This is a genomic window from Pseudomonas sp. Irchel s3h9, from assembly GCF_900187475.1.
In the GTDB taxonomy this organism is placed as follows: Bacteria; Pseudomonadota; Gammaproteobacteria; order Pseudomonadales; family Pseudomonadaceae; genus Aquipseudomonas; species Aquipseudomonas neuropathica.
The window spans coordinates 393,462-410,709 of the sequence record NZ_FYDH01000002.1 but is presented as its reverse complement, the minus strand read 5'-3'; the positions used below and the strand labels follow the sequence as shown (position 1 = coordinate 410,709).

The 17,248-nt window shown below is 61.9% G+C and carries 3 protein-coding genes; 2 read left to right on the top strand and 1 reads right to left on the bottom strand.

Features of this window, described 5'->3' with window-relative positions:
• Positions 1–4: 4 nt before the first annotated feature.
• Together CKW26_RS04750 and CKW26_RS04745 are read left to right on the top strand one after the other, a co-directional pair.
• Complete coding sequence (locus tag CKW26_RS04750; RefSeq protein WP_095047696.1) at positions 5–12,325, top strand: non-ribosomal peptide synthetase; 12,321 nt, start codon at positions 5–7, stop codon at positions 12,323–12,325.
• A gap of 74 nt (positions 12,326–12,399) precedes the next feature.
• On the top strand, positions 12,400–13,356 hold the full coding sequence (locus CKW26_RS04745) for an alpha/beta hydrolase (protein WP_095047695.1): 957 nt from the start codon (positions 12,400–12,402) through the stop codon (positions 13,354–13,356).
• Between the two features lie 1,360 nt (positions 13,357–14,716).
• Here the strand turns inward: CKW26_RS04745 and CKW26_RS04740 are convergent.
• Positions 14,717–17,197 carry a TonB-dependent receptor gene (locus CKW26_RS04740; RefSeq protein ID WP_176471252.1) on the bottom strand — a complete coding sequence of 827 codons (2,481 nt, stop codon included), beginning with the start codon at positions 17,195–17,197 and terminating at the stop codon, positions 14,717–14,719.
• Between the last annotated feature and the right edge of the window lie 51 nt (positions 17,198–17,248).

Here is a 17,248-nt window from a genome sequence, read left to right as displayed (position 1 = left end):
ACGCGTGCAAGAGTTAATCGAGTCGGTAGGACAACTTTCGGCTAAGCAAAGAAAGGCTCTGGCGGTTCTGCTCAAGCAGAAAGGCGTCAACCTCTTTGACATTGCCCCGGTTTTCAAGCGCACGGCTGAAGAGCCGTTGCTGCTGTCCTACGCTCAGCAGCGCCAGTGGTTTCTCTGGCAGTGGGCGCCGCACAGTGCGGCCTACAACATTCCGACGGCCCTGCGCTTGCAGGGTCCGCTGGATGTCAGCGCGCTGGAGCGCAGCGTCCAGGCGCTGATCGAACGACACGAAACCTTGCGCACGGTGTTCTCCCAGGAAACCGCGCAACCCTTGCAAGTGGTCCTGCCCGCAGGGCCCTTTGCACTGGAGATCCATCAACTGAGCACTGAGCTGGCCAACGACGCGGATGCCTCGATCCAGGCGTTCGTACAGACCCAGAGCCAGAAAACTTTCGACCTGCAGCACGGCCCGCTTTTGCGCGCAGCGCTGCTGCAAGTCGGCCCCAATGACCATGTGCTGGTGCTGACCCTGCACCACATCGTCTCCGATGGCTGGTCGCTGCAAGTGATGATCGAGGAACTGGTGCAGCTCTACGCCGGTTTCAACCTCGATCACGACGCCGGTCTGCCGGCGCTGCCGATTCAATACGCCGACTACGCCTTGTGGCAGCGGCAGTGGATGGAGGCCGGTGAACAGGAGCGGCAACTGGCCTACTGGCAAGAGAAACTCGGTGGCGAACAACCGGTGCTGGAACTGCCGATGGATCGCCCGCGCACCATCGAGCAAAGCTTCGCTGGCGCCAGCCATAACCTGATTCTCGACCCGGCGCTGAGCAACGCGCTCAAAGCCTTCGCCCGGCAAGAAAACGTCACCCTGTTCGTGGTCTTGCTGGCCTCGTTCCAGGCCTTGTTGCATCGCTACAGCGGTCAGGCCGACATCCGCGTCGGCGTGCCAAATGCCAACCGTGGCCGGGTAGAGATCGAGCGGCTGATCGGCTTCTTCGTCAACACTCAGGTGCTCAAGGCCGACATCGATGGGCAGATGTCCTTTGTCGATCTGCTGCGTCAGGTCAAACAGACCGCGCAAGAAGCGCAGGCCCATCAGGACTTGCCGTTCGAGCAACTGGTCGAAGCGCTGGAACCGGGCCGCAGCCTCAGTCACAGCCCGCTGTTCCAGGTGATGTTCAACCATCAGGCCGAGCGCCGCGTGAGTGTCGAAACCCGTTTGAATGGCCTGAGCATCGAGCCGCTGGAATGGCAGAGTCAGACCGCGCAGTTCGACCTGACCCTCAACACCACCGAACAAGCCCATGGCATCGAAGCCGTACTGAAATACGCCACCGATCTGTTCGACGCCGCGACCATTGAGCGTCTGGCACAACACTGGAACGCGCTGTTGCAGGCCATCGTCGCCGAGCCGACCCAGCGCGTTGGCCAGTTGCTGATGCTCGATGCCGGCCAGCAGCAACAATTGCTCGCGCAGTGGAATCCTGAGCGGGTCGAGCAACCGCTTGAGCAGTGCATTCACCAAGCCATTGAAGCGCAGGCCGAGCGTTATCCCGATGCGATCGCCGTGACGTACGATGGGCAACGCCTGACGTACGCCGAACTCAATCGCCGCGCCAACCAGTGGGCGCATGCGCTGATCGCCCGTGGCGTTGGCCCGGACGTGCGTGTTGGCGTGGCGGTCGAGCGTTCGCTGGACATGATTGTCGCCATCCTCGCTGTGCTTAAGGCCGGTGGCGCTTATGTGCCGCTGGATCCGGGCTACCCGGATGATCGCTTGAGCTACATGATCGCGGACAGCGGCATCGAGCTGCTGCTGACCCAAGGCCATCTGCTTGCGCAACTGCCGGTACCGTCAGGGCTGGCGTGCCTCGATCTGAATCAGACCCCAGAGCCCGACAACGAAACCAACCCGCTGTGCCTGACCACGTCGGACAGCCTGGCGTACGTCATTTACACCTCCGGTTCCACCGGTAAACCGAAAGGCGCATTGCTGCCGCACGGCAACGTCATGCGGCTGTTCAGCGCCACCGAACACTGGTTCGATTTCGGCCCGCAGGACAGCTGGACGCTGTTCCATTCCTACGCCTTTGACTTCTCGGTTTGGGAGATTTTCGGCGCGCTGTTGTATGGCGGCAAACTGGTGGTGGTGCCCCACGACGTCAGCCGTTCACCGGAGGATTTCTACACGCTGCTGTGCGATGAAAACGTCACCGTGTTGAACCAGACGCCGTCGGCGTTCAAGCCCTTGATGCAGGTCGCCAGCGAGTCATCGCGCAACAACGCTCTGCGCTACGTGGTGTTCGGCGGCGAGGCGCTGGAAGTGCAGAGCCTGCGCCCGTGGTTCGAACGTTTCGGCGACCGTGCGCCCACGCTGATCAACATGTATGGCATCACTGAAACCACCGTGCACGTGACCTACCGGCCGTTGTCGATGGCCGATCTTGAACAAAGCCACAGCAGCCCGATTGGCGAGCCGATTGTCGACCTGTCGTGGTACTTGCTCGATGGCTCGCTGAACCTGGTGCCACAAGGTTGCATCGGTGAGCTGTACATCGCCGGTGCCGGTCTGGCCCGGGGTTATCTGAATCAGGCCGGCATGACCGCCACACGTTTTGTGCCAGACCCCTTCAATCCGCAGGCCGGCGAGCGTCTGTATCGCACCGGCGACCTAGCGCGGCTGCGCGGCGACGGGGTGATCGAGTACATCGGGCGGATCGACCATCAGGTGAAGATTCGCGGTTTCCGTATCGAGCTTGGCGAAATCGAAGCGCAACTGCTCAAGCACGCCGACGTGCGCGAAGCGGTGGTGCTGGCGGTCGACGGTATCAGCGGCCAGCAACTGGCAACCTGGATCGTCGCCAACGAGGCGCTGGATACCGAAGGGCAGGGCGCACTGCGCGATTCGATCAAGGCGCATCTGCGCGAAACCCTGCCTGATTACATGGTTCCGGTCAGTTGGGCGTTCCTTGAACGCCTGCCGCTGACGGCCAACGGCAAACTCGATCGCAAGCAACTGCCGCACCCGGAAGTTGCGCAGGCGCAGGAAGTCTATGCCGCACCGCGCAACGAACTGGAACAGCGTCTGGCCGAGATCTGGCAGGACGTGTTGAAGGTCGAGCGTGTCGGCCTCAACGACAACTTCTTCGAGCTGGGCGGCGACTCGATCATTTCGATTCAGGTGGTCAGCCGCGCGCGTCAGGCGGGCATTCGCTTCACCCCCAAAGACATCTTCCAGCATCAGACCGTGCAACGTCTGGCGACCGTCGCGCAACAGAGCGACGCGGTGCAAATGCAGCAGGGCGAAGTGCTCGGCGACGCAGTGCTGACACCGATCCAGCATTACTTTTTCAACAGCGACATTCCGGCGCGGCATCACTGGAACCAGTCGATCCTGCTGACCCCGGCCAGCGCACTGCACGCGGCGCCGCTGGAGCAGGCGCTGGTGCAGTTGCAGCGCCACCACGACGCCTTGCGCCTGCGTTACCGGCAAACCAACGATGGCTGGCAGCAGAGCCACGCGCCGGCGGATCAGGCGCAAACCTTGTTGCGCACGGTCACCCTGGACGACAGCGCAGCATTGCCAGCGCTGTGCCTGGACTTGCAACGCAGCCTCGATTTGCTCGATGGTCCGCTGATTCGTGCAGTGTTGGTTGACTTGCCGGACGCCACTCAGCGTCTGCTGCTGGTGATCCATCACCTGGTGGTCGATGGCGTGTCGTGGCGGATTCTGCTGGAAGATCTGCAAAGCGCTTATCAACAACTGAGCAGCGGTCAGGCTGTGCGTCTGCCGGCCAAGACCAGTGCGTTCAAGGATTGGGGCGAGCGTCTGCAGAAGCATGCCCGTAGCGCTGAACTGGAAAGCGAACTGGATTACTGGCGCGGGCAACTGCGCGATGAGTCGGTCGAACTGCCGCTGGACAACCCGCATGGCCAGTTGAGCAACCGTTTCGAGCGCAGCGTCGATACGCGTCTCGACGCCGAACGCACTCGCCAGTTGCTGCAACAGGCACCTGCGGTTTATCGCACCCAGGTCAACGACCTGCTGCTGACCGCGCTGGCCCGCGTGCTGTGCCAATGGACGAACACCGATAGCGCCCTGGTGCAGCTTGAAGGCCATGGTCGCGAAGACCTGTTCGATGACGTCGACCTCAGCCGCACGGTGGGTTGGTTCACCAGCATGTTCCCGGTGCGCCTGACCCCGGACGCCAGTCTGGAAACCTCGATCAAAGGCATCAAGGAGCAACTGCGCGCGATCCCGAACAAAGGCATCGGTTATGGCTTGCTGCGTCATCTGGGCAGCGCCGAGTCGCAAGGGGTCTTGAACGAACTGGCGCAACCGAAGGTGACGTTCAACTACCTCGGCCAGTTCGACAACAACTTCGATGAACACGCCCTGTGGGTGCCGGCCACTGAAGACAAGGGCGCCGGTCAGGACGCAAACGCGCCGATGGCCAACTGGCTGACCATCGATGGCCGGGTTTATCAGGGCCAGTTGAGCCTGACCTGGACTTACAGCGGCGATGTCTTTGAAGAGGCGACCATCAACGCGTTGGCCCGCGCTTATGAAGTAGCGCTGAGCGAGTTGATCGACCATTGCCTGAACCATCCGAGCGGCGGTTTGACGCCATCGGACGTGCCGTTGGCCGGGTTGTCCCAGGCGCATCTGGATAGCTTGCCGATCGCTGCCCAGCGCATCGAGGACATCTATCCGCTGGCGCCGATGCAGCAAGGCATCCTGTTTCACAGCCTGTACGACGCCGATGCCAGCGCCTATGTCTATCAGATGCTGCTGGATATCGACGGCCTCGACGTGGCGCGTTTCCAGCAGGCCTGGCAGCGCGTGGTGGATCGCCATGAAGTGCTGCGCGCCGGTTTTATCTGGGGCCGCGATGGCCTCGATGCGCCGCTGCAAGTGATCAATCGCCAGTTGACCCTGGAAATGCCCGAAGTCGATGTGCGCGGTGTGGCGGACTTGCCGGCCGTGCTCGAAGCGCGGGCGCAGGCTGATCGCGCACGCGGTTTCGATCTGCAGAACCCGCCGCTGCTGCGTCTGTGCCTGCTGCGCACCGGCGATGACCGCCATCGTTTGATTTTCACCTGCCACCACATCCTCATGGATGGTTGGAGCAACTCGCGGATGTTCGGCGAGGTGTTGCAGGATTACGCCGGTCAGCCGGTACCAAGCGCGCAGGGCCGTTATCGCGACTTCCTCGTCTGGCTGCAAGGTCAGGACAAGGCGGGCGCAGAGGCATTCTGGCGCGGACAACTGGCCGCACTGGACGAACCGACCCGACTGGCTTCGGCCTGTCACGGGCGTACCGTGCCGGGGCCTGGCAAACAGATGCATCGCCTGCATTTCGACCAAGCCTTCACTCAGCGCCTGAACGGTTTCTCCCGTCAGCAGCAAGTGACCCTCAACAGTCTGGTGCAAGCCGCGTGGTTGCTGGTGTTGCAGCGCTACACCGGCCAGGCCACGGTAGCCTTTGGTGCGACTGTGTCCGGACGTCCGGTGGATCTGCCGGGCATCGAGCAGCAATTGGGCCTGTTCATCAACACCTTGCCGGTGATCGCCAGCCCGCAAGCCACGCTCAGCGCCGGCGACTGGGTGCGCAGCGTGCAGGACAAAAACCTGTTGCTGCGCGACTACGAGCAGACGCCGTTGCAGGACATCCAGCGTCTGGCCCAGCTGAGCGGCGAAGCGTTGTTCGACACCTTGCTGGTGTTTGAAAACTATCCGGTGTCCGAAGCGCTGGAAGCCAATCCGGGCGGTCTGCGTTTCGCTGGCCTGGAGCATCGCGAGCAAACCAACTACGGCCTGACCCTGATCGCCGGGGCCAGCGATGTCTTGAACCTGGACTTCAACTACCTCACCGAACACTTTGCCGAACGCAGCGTGCTAGGTCTGGCGGGGCATCTGGAAGAAGTGCTGCGTCAATTCATCGAGGCGCCGCAGCGTCTGCTCGGTGAGATCGGCCTGTTGCCACTCGCCGAACGCCAGACCCTGGCGCAATGGAACGACCATCAGGCCGCGTATCCGGCTGAGCGGTTGATCCCGCAAAGTTTTGAACGTCGCGTCGCGGCACATCCGCAGGCACTGGCGCTGAGTCATGCCGGCGTCGCCCTGAGCTATGCCGAGCTCAATCAACGCGCCAACCAGTTGGCTCATCATCTTGTCGCACTGGGTGTCGGTGCGGAAATCCGTGTAGGCGTGGCGATGCCGCGTTCGGCGGAGCTGGTCATTGCCCTGATGGCGGTGCTCAAGGCCGGTGGCACCTATGTGCCGCTGGACCCGGATTACCCGGCGGATCGCGTGGCCTACATGCTCGACGACAGTCAGGCGAAAGTCTTGCTCACGCAGCAGTCGCTGCTGGCGCAACTGCCGCAGACCGATGCGCAGGTGGTGCTGGTCGAGCCGGGTGGTGCAGCATTTGCCGAGCAGCCTGCGGACAATCTTGCTGCGCGCGGGGATTCGGCCAATCTGGCCTACGTGATCTACACCTCCGGTTCCACCGGCAAGCCGAAAGGCGTGGCCATTGCCCATTGCAACGTGCAGGCGCTGATTCACTGGTCCGCCGAGGTCTACAGCGAAGACGATCTGCAAGGTGTACTGGCGTCGACGTCGGTGTGCTTCGACCTGTCGGTGTGGGAGATCTTCGTCACCCTCGCACGCGGCGGCTCGATCGTCATGGCGCGCAATGCCCTGGAACTGCCGGACTTGCCGGAGCGCGATCAGGTGCGCCTGATCAACACCGTGCCGTCGGCGATTGCCGCGCTGCAACGCACCGGGCAAATTCCGCCGGGCGTGCGCATTATCAACCTCGCCGGCGAGCCACTGAAGCAGAGCCTGGTCGACACGCTCTACCGCGAGACGGCGGTGGAGCACGTCTACGACCTGTACGGGCCGTCGGAAGACACCACCTATTCGACCTGCACCCGCCGCGAACTGGGTGGTCTGGCGAACATCGGCCGGCCGCTGGTCAACACCACGGCGTACCTGCTCGATGGTCAATTACAGCAAGCGCCGCTGGGCGTGGCGGCCGAACTGTACCTGGCCGGCGACGGCATCACCCGCGGCTACCTGTTCCGCCCGGGCCTGACCGCCGAACGTTTCGTGCCCAATCCATTCTCGAGCAGCGGCGAGCGCATGTACCGCACCGGCGACCTGACCCGCTTCAGCGATGACGGCCGGATCGAATACGTCGGGCGTATCGATCATCAGGTCAAGGTGCGCGGTTTCCGCATCGAACTGGGTGAAATCGAAGCGCGTCTGCTCGCTCAGGACACTGTGCGCGAGGGCGTGGTGCTGGCGGTGGATGGCCACAGCGGTCAGCAACTGGTGGCGTATGTGGTGCCGAGTGACAGCAGCCTCAGCCTCGAACAATTGGACGATCTGAGTGAAACGCTGCAGGCCGCGCTGAAGGCGCATCTGCCGGAATACATGGTGCCGGCGCAGTGGCTGTTCCTCGAACAGTTGCCGCTGACCCCCAACGGAAAACTCGACCGCAAAGCCTTGCCTGCAGCGGACCTCAGCCAGTCGCAGCGCGAATACGTGGCGCCGTCGACGCCGCTGGAGCAGCAACTCGCCGAGGTCTGGCAGGATATTCTGAAGATCGAACGGGTCGGCGTGACCGACAACTACTTTGCGCTGGGCGGCGATTCGATCATCTCGATTCAACTGGTCAGCCGTGCGCGCCAGCAGGGGATTCGCTTCACCCCCAAAGACCTGTTCCAGCAGCAGACCGTGCAGAAGCTCGCCGCTGTGGTTGCGCTCGAGTCGTCGACCGACGAGGCGCCGGCGGATTATCCGCTGGCGCAACTCGATCAGGCGCAGCTCGATGCGTTGCCGGTGCCGGCCGACCAGATCGAGGATGTCTACCCGCTGTCGCCGATGCAGGAAGGCATGCTCTTTCACACGCTGTCGGATAACGGCAGCAGCCTTTACGTGCAACAGGTCAGCCTGCCGATCAAGGGCCTGGACGTGGAACGCTTCCGTCAGGCGTGGGAATTTGTCATCGCCCGTCAGGCGATTCTGCGCACCAGTTTCCATTGGCAGGACGGCCTGGCCAAACCGTTGCAGGTGGTGCATCGCCATGCGCCGTTGCAAATGCAGGTACTTGATTGGCGTGATCGGGAGACGAGCGAGGAACTGATTGCCGAGTTCGCCAGCGCTGACCGTGCGCTCGGTTTCAATCTGGCCGAAGCGCGTTTGTTGCGGGTGACCCTGCTGCGCCTGAGCGAAGATCAGTACCAGATGATCTGGACCAGCCACCACATTCTCATGGACGGCTGGAGCAGTTCGCGGCTGTTCGGTGAGGTGCTGCAGTATTACGCCAAGGGCGAAATCATCGGCGAGAACGGTCGTTACCGCGACTTTATCGCCTGGTTGCAGGCGCAGGATCAGGACGCTCAGGAGCTGTTCTGGAAGGCGCGGCTGGCGGCGGTCAACGAGCCGACGGCACTGAGCCAGGCGATGCACCCGCGCCACAGCGCCGATGTCGCCGGTCACGATGCAATCTATTCGAACTGGGATAAAGCGCAGACCGCGCGGCTGTTGCAGTTCTGTCGCGACCTGCGCATCACCCCCAACACGCTGATTCAGGGTGCATGGTTGCTGCTGTTGCAACGCTACACCGGGCAGCAGACGGTGACCTTTGGCGCCACGGTGTCGGGGCGTCCGGAAAGTCTGGCGAATGTCGGCAACATGCTCGGTCTGTTTATCAACACCTTGCCGATCATTCAGACCCCGCAAGCCGATCAGCGTCTGGCTGACTGGCTGGGCGAAGTGCAGGCCTACAACCTCGACATCCGTGATTATTCCCAGGCGCCGCTGGCGGATGTACAGCGCTGGTCCAGCCTCGGTGGGCAGGCGTTGTTCGACAGCATCGTGGTGTTCGAAAACTTCCCGATCGACGATCGCTTGCAGGAAGACAACGACACCGATCTGACCTTCGGCAAATCCATCGGCCATGGCGTGACCAACGTGCCGATGGACCTCGCGGTGATGCTCGGCGACGAGTTGTCGATCGAATACCTGTACCTGCGCAGCCACTTCAGCGCCGAGGCGGTTGTCGGTATTCGCCAGACCATGGAAAACACCCTCGCCGCGATGCTGGCGGCGCCGTACGAGCGCCTCGGTAATTTGCAGCGCCTGAGCGGCGAGCAATGGCAAGCGGCGCAAGCCTGGAGCGCCGAGCCGACGCACACCCATCAAGCCGCGCTGTTGCCGGAACTGATCAGCCGTCACGCGCAACAGCAGCCGCAGGCCATCGCCCTGCAATGCGCCGGAATGAACCTGACCTACGCCGAACTCGAGCAACGCGCCAACCGACTGGCGCACTGCCTGATCGAACACGGCGCCGGGCCGGAAGTGGTGATCGGCGTGGCCTTGCCACGCTCGCTGGAAATGGTCGTGAGCTTCCTCGCCGTGCTCAAGAGCGGGGCGGCGTACGTACCGCTGGACATCGACTATCCGCCGGAGCGTCTGGCCTACATGATCGAAGATTCCGGCATGGCGCTGTTGCTGACCCAGAGCAGTCTGCGCAGCACGTTGCCGGCGCCGCAAGGCCTGCTGCGCCTGGAAATCGATCACCTCGATGAAAGCCGCTACGCCGACCACGCCCCCGAACGTCGCGTGCAGGAGCAGGGCCTGGCCTATTTGGTCTACACCTCGGGTTCCACCGGCCGGCCGAAAGGCGTCGCGGTGACCCAAGGCCCGCTGAGCATGCACTGTCAGGCCATCGCCGAGCTGTACGAAATGGACGCCAGCAGTTGCGAGCTGCACTTTATGTCGTTCGCCTTCGACGGGGCCCATGAGCGCTGGTTGAGCACCTTGTACAGCGGCGGTCGTCTGCTGATTCGCGACGGTTGCCTGTGGACGCCGGAGCAGACCTATCAGGCGCTGCACGACTACGGCATCACCATTGCCTGCTTCCCGCCGGCCTATCTCAAGCAACTGGCCGAGTACGCGGCGGCCAGCGGTATTGCGCCGCCACCCGTGCGCATCTATTGCTTCGGCGGTGACGCGGTGCCGGATCAGACCTTCGAGCAGGTCAAGGCTGCGCTGCGTCCGCAGTACTTCACCAACGGCTACGGCCCGACCGAAACCGTGGTCACGCCGATGCTCTGGAAAGTCCCGGTCAGCCAGCATTGCGAAGCGGCGTACGCGCCGATCGGCCGTGCCGTGGGCGCGCGCTCGCTGTACGTGCTGGACGAAGACCTGAACCCGCTGCCGCCAGGCTTTGCCGGTGAGTTGTACATCGGTGGCTATGGCGTCGCCCGGGGTTATCACGGCCGTCCGGACCTGACCTGCGAGCGCTTCGTACCCAATCCGTTCGCGGCGGGCGAGCGCCTGTATCGCAGCGGCGATCTGGTGCGTTTACGCGCCGACGGTGTGGTCGATTACGTCGGCCGTATCGACCATCAGGTCAAGGTGCGCGGCTTCCGCATCGAACTGGGTGAAGTCGAGGCCAGTCTGCGCCAGTTGCCGTCGGTGACTGATGCACTGGTGATCGCCCGGGACAATGCCTCCGGCAAGCAACTGATCGGTTATGTGGTCACCGCGACCGGTGCAGACATCGGCGATGAACTCAAGGCGGGCCTGCGCGCCTCGTTGCCGGAATACATGGTGCCGGCGCAGATCGTCTGCCTGAACGCTTTCCCGGTAACGCCTAACGGCAAGCTGGATCGCAAGGCGCTGCCGGAACCGGAATTCAAAACCGAAGAATACGTCGCCCCGCGCAATGAGCAGGAAAGCCTGCTCGCGGACATCTGGGCGCAGGTGCTGCAGGTCGAACAAGTGGGCATCAGCGACAACTTCTTCGAACTGGGCGGCGATTCGATTTTGAGTTTGCAGGTGATCTCCCGCGTCAGAAACCACCCGACGTTGCAGATGGATCTCAAGCTGCGCGACCTGATGCGTTATCAGACCATCGCCGGCATCGTCGAGCAGGAAGCGGCGAAGGAGGGCACGGCACAACCGCAGACGGACGTCACGCACGTGGCCGCCGAGGGCTTGTTCAATCTCTTGCCGATTCAGGAGTGGTTCTTTGCTGAAGGCATGGCCGAGGCGCATCACTACAACCAGTCATTGCTGTTGAGCGCGCGCCAGCCGCTGGACCTCGATGCGCTCGAGCAGGCACTGGGCTGGATCGAGCAACATCACGACTCGTTGCGCCTGCGTTTCTCCCACGAAGGCGGGCGCTGGATGCAGCGTTACTGCGACCTCAGTGAACAGGGCGAGACGTTGCTCTGGCGCCGCGAGGCGGACAACAGCGAGCAGGTCGAAGCCTTGGCCAACCTTGCCCAGCGCAGCTTGAAACTCGATGACGGGCCGGTCTGGCGGGTGATGCACGTCGCCTTGCCGGATGGCCAGGCGCGCCTGCTCGTGGTGATTCATCACTTGGTGGTCGACACCGTGTCGTGGCGAATTCTGCTCGATGATTTGAAAGTGGCGTATGAGGCGTGCGTGCAGGGGCTGCAACCGAAACTGCCGATTCGCACCAGCAGTTACCGATCGTTCGCCGAAGCCTTGCAGGCGCAGGCGCCGGTGATTGCCGAGCAGGAACTGGGGTATTGGCTGGAGCAACTGGATCAGCCGGGCGTCGACTTGCCGTGCGACAACCTGCGCGGCAAAAACCTCGTGCGTCAGCAGGCGCAGGCGCGGCTCAAATTATCTCGCGAGCACACTGAACAACTGCTCAAACAGGCCCCGGCGGTGTATGGCACGCAGATCAACGACCTGCTGTTGTCGGCGCTCAGCCGTGCCCTGTGCCGCTGGAGTCAACAACCGTCGGCACTGATCCTGCTCGAAGGCCATGGTCGTGAAGATCTGTTCGAGGCCATCGACCTGAGCCGCAGCCTGGGCTGGTTCACCAGCATGTTCCCGGTGCGTTTGCGCCCCGACAGCGACGACATCGGCCAGTCGATCGTCAATGTGCAGGCACAGTTGGCAGCGGTGCCGCAGAAAGGCATCGGCTATGGCGTGCTGCGGCATCTGGCAGGCGCTGAGGTGTCGAGGCAACTGGCCGAGCTGCCGCAAGCGCGGGTCACGTTCAACTACCTGGGGCAATTCGACCAGAGCTTCGACGAGCAGGCCCTGCTGGTGCCGGCGCTGGAAGAAACCGGTGACAACTACAGCCTCAAAGCCAATTTGGGCAACTGGCTGGAAATTGTCGGCCAGGTCTATGACGGTCAGTTGGCCTTGCGTTGCATCTACAGCAGCCAGCGTTATCGCGCCGGCACCATGGATGCCTTGATGAGCGATTACCAGCGTGAGCTGGAAGCGTTGGTCGAGCATTGCATGGCACGCGCGGGCTGATCGCCACACGTTCAGTCATCTTCGGGGGCGCTGCCGCGGCGCGCCCCTTTTTTGCCGATACAAGGATTTAAGCGATGTCGTTACACCCTGATCTGGAAGCCTTCCTCGATCTGGCCCAAGACAGCCAGGACGCCGGCCTGCCGGCCATGCACCAAATGACCCCGAACGAAGCCCGCGCGACTTTCGAACAGACCACTGCGCAACTGCGCTGGCCGGCGCCTGAAGACCTGTTGGTCAGCGCAATCGACACGTCGGCACGTGATGGTGCGCCGTTGGCATTGCGTCTGTATCGCCCCAATGCTGCGGTCTCGCCGATGCCGGTGCTGGTGTATTTCCATGGTGGTGGTTTTGTTGTCGGCAGCCTCGACTCTCACGACGGTGTGTGCCGCGAGTTTTGTCAGCGCACGCCGTGTGCGGTGTTGTCGGTGGGCTATCGACTGGCCCCGGAGCATCGTTTTCCAACGGCATTGGAGGATGGCGAAGACGCTTTGTCGTGGTTAGCGGAAAACGCCGTAAGTCTTGGGCTTGATACCTCGCGCGTGGCGTTTGGTGGCGATAGTGCCGGCGCGACGTTGGCTACGGTGCTGGCGATTCAGGCCGTGGTGCAACCGCATACTGTGGCCATCGCACCCAAGGCGCAGTTGTTGTGCTATCCGGTGACCGATGCTTCGCGTGTGCACGATTCGCGGTTGTTGTTTAGCGAGGGGTATTTGTTGGAGAGCGATACGCTTGACTGGTTTTATCAGCATTACGCCCGCAGTCCGCAAGATTATCTGGACTGGCGTTTTTCGCCGTTGTTGGCGGAGGATCTGCAGGGGGTGGCGCCAGCGATTGTGTTGTTGGCGGGTTTTGATCCGTTGTTTGATGAGGGGCAGGCTTACGCTGATAAGTTGCGGGGGCAGGGGGTGAGTGTTGAGGTTGAGCATTGTCCTGGGCTGACGCATGATTTGCTGCGGATGGCTTCGGTGATGCCTGATGTTTTGCGGGTGCATGAACGCCTGAGCCGGGCGTTGGCGGGGGTGTTGGTTTGATTTTTGGGGGGGTGGTTTTTGGGTGAATATCCGTTGCTGCGGTAATGGCGGCTTAGGGTTCCGCCCTTACGGCGGGTCACTTTTTACAAACGCCTAAAAAGTAACCAAAAACGCTTGCTCCTACGTGCGGCCCGCTCGCTGGGGCTCGGGGTTCCTTCGCTGCGGGATCGATCCGGGCGCAGCGCCTACGGTTTGCTTCGCTGCACCTCCTCTCGCTGTGTTTGGCTGCGCCAAACGGTCGCTGCGCTCCCACGCCCGGATCAATCCCTCCACTCAGCCTTCCGACGTCGCCTTACAGATCAAGAGCGGCAGCCGAGCTAACGCTCATCCTGTTGAGTGGTGAGGAGCAACAGCGTGCTCGGCTTTGGATTGGTGTTGGAGCTGCCCCTCACCCCAGCCCTCTCCCGGAGGGAGAGGGGGCCGATTTTTGGGCTTTTCAAAATCTGAGTTCAACGCGTCATCGCACCTCGGCGTAGCTCGCTCAATCATCTCGATCAGTCCTCTCTCCTTCAGGGATAGGGGGCTGATTTGTGAGCCTTTCAGAATCTGAGTTCAACGCGGTATCGCAAGTCGGCGTAGCTCGCCCAAACACCTCGATCGGCCCACTCTTTTTCTTGGAGGGTGAGGGGGCTGATTTGTTTGCTTTTTAGAGCCTGAGTTCAGCGCGGTATCGCATGTCGGCGTAGCTCGCCCAAACACCTCGATCGGCCCACTCTTTTTCTTGGAGGGTGAGGGGGCTGATTTGTTTGCTTTTTAGAGCCTGAGTTCAGCGCGGTATCGCACGTCGGCGTAGCTCGCCCAATCACCTCGATCAGTCCCCTTTTCCTCATGGCGAGGGGCTGATTTGTTTGCTTTTCAGAGCCTGAGCTCAGCGCGGTATCGCACGTCGGCGTAGCTCTCCCAAACACCTCAATCAGTCCCCTCTCCCTCCGGGAGAGGGCTAGGGTGAGGGGCTTTTGATCTGGCTTTTGATCTGGCTTTGGCTTTTGATCTTTTGCCCCATCGGCAGGCCGAGCGGAGGTGTTCATCCGGGGGTTAGGCGCGCAGCGCCGTGCGGCGTAGCCGCATACATCGAGAGGAGGTGCAGCGCAGCAAACCGTAGGCGATGCCCCCGGATGGACACCGTAGCGAGGGAACACTGAGCCTCAGCGAAGTGCCGTACGCCGGGGCAAAGCCTTTTGGGTTACCTTTTCGGCGTTTGGAAAAGGTGACTCGCTGTAAGAGCGAAACCGCCAGCGGCAACACCCGCAGCAACGGATATGCCCCCAAAACCCAAAGAGCATGGTCGGCCCGAAGGCCGCCAAGACCAACAGGCGAAAAAAAGCCCCGCCAAAGCGGGGCTCTCTCACATCACACCCAATCAGAAATCAGCCTTGACCGACATCACGAAGTTACGCGGATCACCATAGAAGTTACCGAACCCTTCGGTACCAATGGTCGAGTAGTAACGCTTGTCAAACAGGTTGTTCCCGTTAAGCGCCACCGACCAGGTGTCATCGATACGGTAGCCAATGCGACCGTTCCAGACCGCATAACCGGCGCCATCAATGTTGTCACCGCCCAAAGGCGAAGTCCGGTAGTTGCCCGTCTGCGCGTTGACACCCGCACCGATCGTCACGCGATCCAGCGGCCCGCTCAGGCTGTAGTCACCCCAGACACGCAGCAAATGGCGCGGCACGTAGGAGTTGTAGACCACGCCATCCTGCGTGGCGTCGGCATCTTCCAGCACTTTGGTCTGGGTGTAGGTGTAACCGGCGAGCAATTGCAGGCGATCAATCACCTCACCGCTGACTTCCGCTTCGAAGCCCTGCGCGCGAACCTTGCCGGAGTTGATCGAGCAAGAACTGTCTTCGCAACGCGGGTCATCCTGGGCGGCATCTTTCTGAATGGTGCGGAACAGGTTGAAGGAGCTGTTCAGACGACCGTCGAACCACTCACCCTTGATCCCCAGCTCGTAGCTCTGGCCAACCAATGGCTTGAGGGTGCTGCCATCGATGGTCTTGTAAGCGCCTTGCGGGGTGAAGATGTCGGTGTAGCTGGCGTAGGCGGTCAGGTTGTCATTGAGGTCGAACAGCACACCGGCGAACGGCGTGACCTGGCCGGTTTCGGTGGACTTGGTGTCGACCTGGGTGCCTTCGCCACGGAAGTACTGCACCGAATCGGTGTCGGACTTGTACCAGCTGACACGGCTGCCCAGTACCAGGGTCAGCGGATCAGCCAGTTTCAGGCGGGCGATCGAGTAGGCGCCGTATTGCTTGATGTGCATGTCCACCGGGCCGCCACGGGAAGCGTTGGCCAGGTAGTAGCTTTCGTCCGGTTGCGGGATGTGGTGGTTCGGGTCGAGCACGTTCTGCCGTTGTGGCAGCGCGGCGACGGCGTAGAAGTCATCCTTGTGCGAACGGCTGGCGTTGGCGCCGATGGTCAGTTCATGTTGCTGGCCGAAGGCGTCGAATTTGCCGTCGACATAGGCATCGAAGCCGTAATCGCGCTGGTCGTAGTCGTAAATGCTACCCAGCATCAGCGTATTCGAAGCCGTGGCACCGACCGGCACTGCACCGCTCGGGAAGGCGTATTCCATGTCCTGGGTGTTGCGCGAATACACCCCGGCGACTTTCAGCGACCAGTCGTCGTTGAACTGGTGTTTCAGGTCGGCGAAGTAGGTGGCGCGTTTGCTGCGCTGGTTGTTCCACGCGGTGTTCAGGCAGGTGGAGCGCTTGAGGTGCAGGTCGGATCCGTCGGCGTAACGCGGCAGGCCGCCCCAGCATGGCGTAGCGTCGACGTCTTCCCAGGCGAAACCCAGACCCAGGGTGGTGTCGGGGCTGAGGTCGAAGTCCAGGGCGCCGTAGTAGATCTGGTCTTTGCGGCTGGCCACGTCATAGAAATATTGACGGGTCTGTTCGGTGACCACGGCGCGACCACGGATGGTGCCGGAATCGTTCAGCGGGCCGCCGGTATCGACCTGGCCACGATAGTTGTCCCAGGTGCCTGCCGACAGCGAGAGCTGCGTGTGCGCAGTATCCTGGCCGCGTTTGCGTACGAAGTTGACGCCACCGGCGGTGCCGCCTGCGCCTTTCATCATGCCGGCTGCGCCACGCAGAACTTCCACGCGGTCATAAATGGCCATGTCGCTGTTGAAGCTGTCGGCCTGCACGTAGCTGCTGCCGATATCCAGCGGCACGCCGTCGTACTGGTACTGGCCAGTCATACGGAAGCCGCGGGAGTAGAAATACTTGCCGCCCATGGGCGAGTCATACACGGTAATGCCCGGGGTCTTCTCCATCACCTGTTCGATGGTGTTGAGGTTCTGGTCATCGAGCATCTTGCGGGTCATCACCGTGACCGACTGCGGGGTTTCCTTCAGCGAGTGCACGCCCTTGCCAATGGTCACGCCGCCGGTGGTGTAGGAGTTGCTGCCCTCGGTGGTGGCACCGAGGCGGCTGGCGTTGACGTTGGTCGGGGCCAGTTCCATCGCGCTGCCGGTGGCCGGGCCGAGCACGGTCACGGTGTTGCCGTCACGCTGGTAGCGGATGCCGGTGCCGTTAAGCATCGCCTTGAGTGACTCGTCGTCCTGGTAGCGGCCGTTGAGCGCGGTCGAACGCAAACCTTGCAGGCTTTCCGGACTGTAGATGATTTGCAGGCTGGTCTGCTGGCCAAGGGTTTGCAGTGCCTGGGCCAGTGGCTGCGACGGGATGTTCAGGGTCCATTCCTGGGCCTGAACATACGGCGCTGCCGTGAATGTCAGTGCCAGACCAAGGCCAGTGCCGGCCAGTCGAGTGCGTGTCGCGCCGTGCATCAGCAGGGCTCGAGTCAGAGGGCGAAGCATGAAACGGGATGCGGACATGAGGTTAAGACCTTGGCAGGTATAGTTGTTAATGGTTCTTATTCATCTCAT

Bases quoted from the DNA above. Each gene is read 5' to 3' on its own strand.
- CKW26_RS04745 (WP_095047695.1), top strand. From the start codon at position 12,400: ATGTCGTTACACCCTGATCTGGAAGCCTTCCTCGATCTGGCCCAAGAC.
- CKW26_RS04740 (WP_176471252.1), bottom strand. From the start codon at position 17,197: ATGTCCGCATCCCGTTTCATGCTTCGCCCTCTGACTCGAGCCCTGCTG.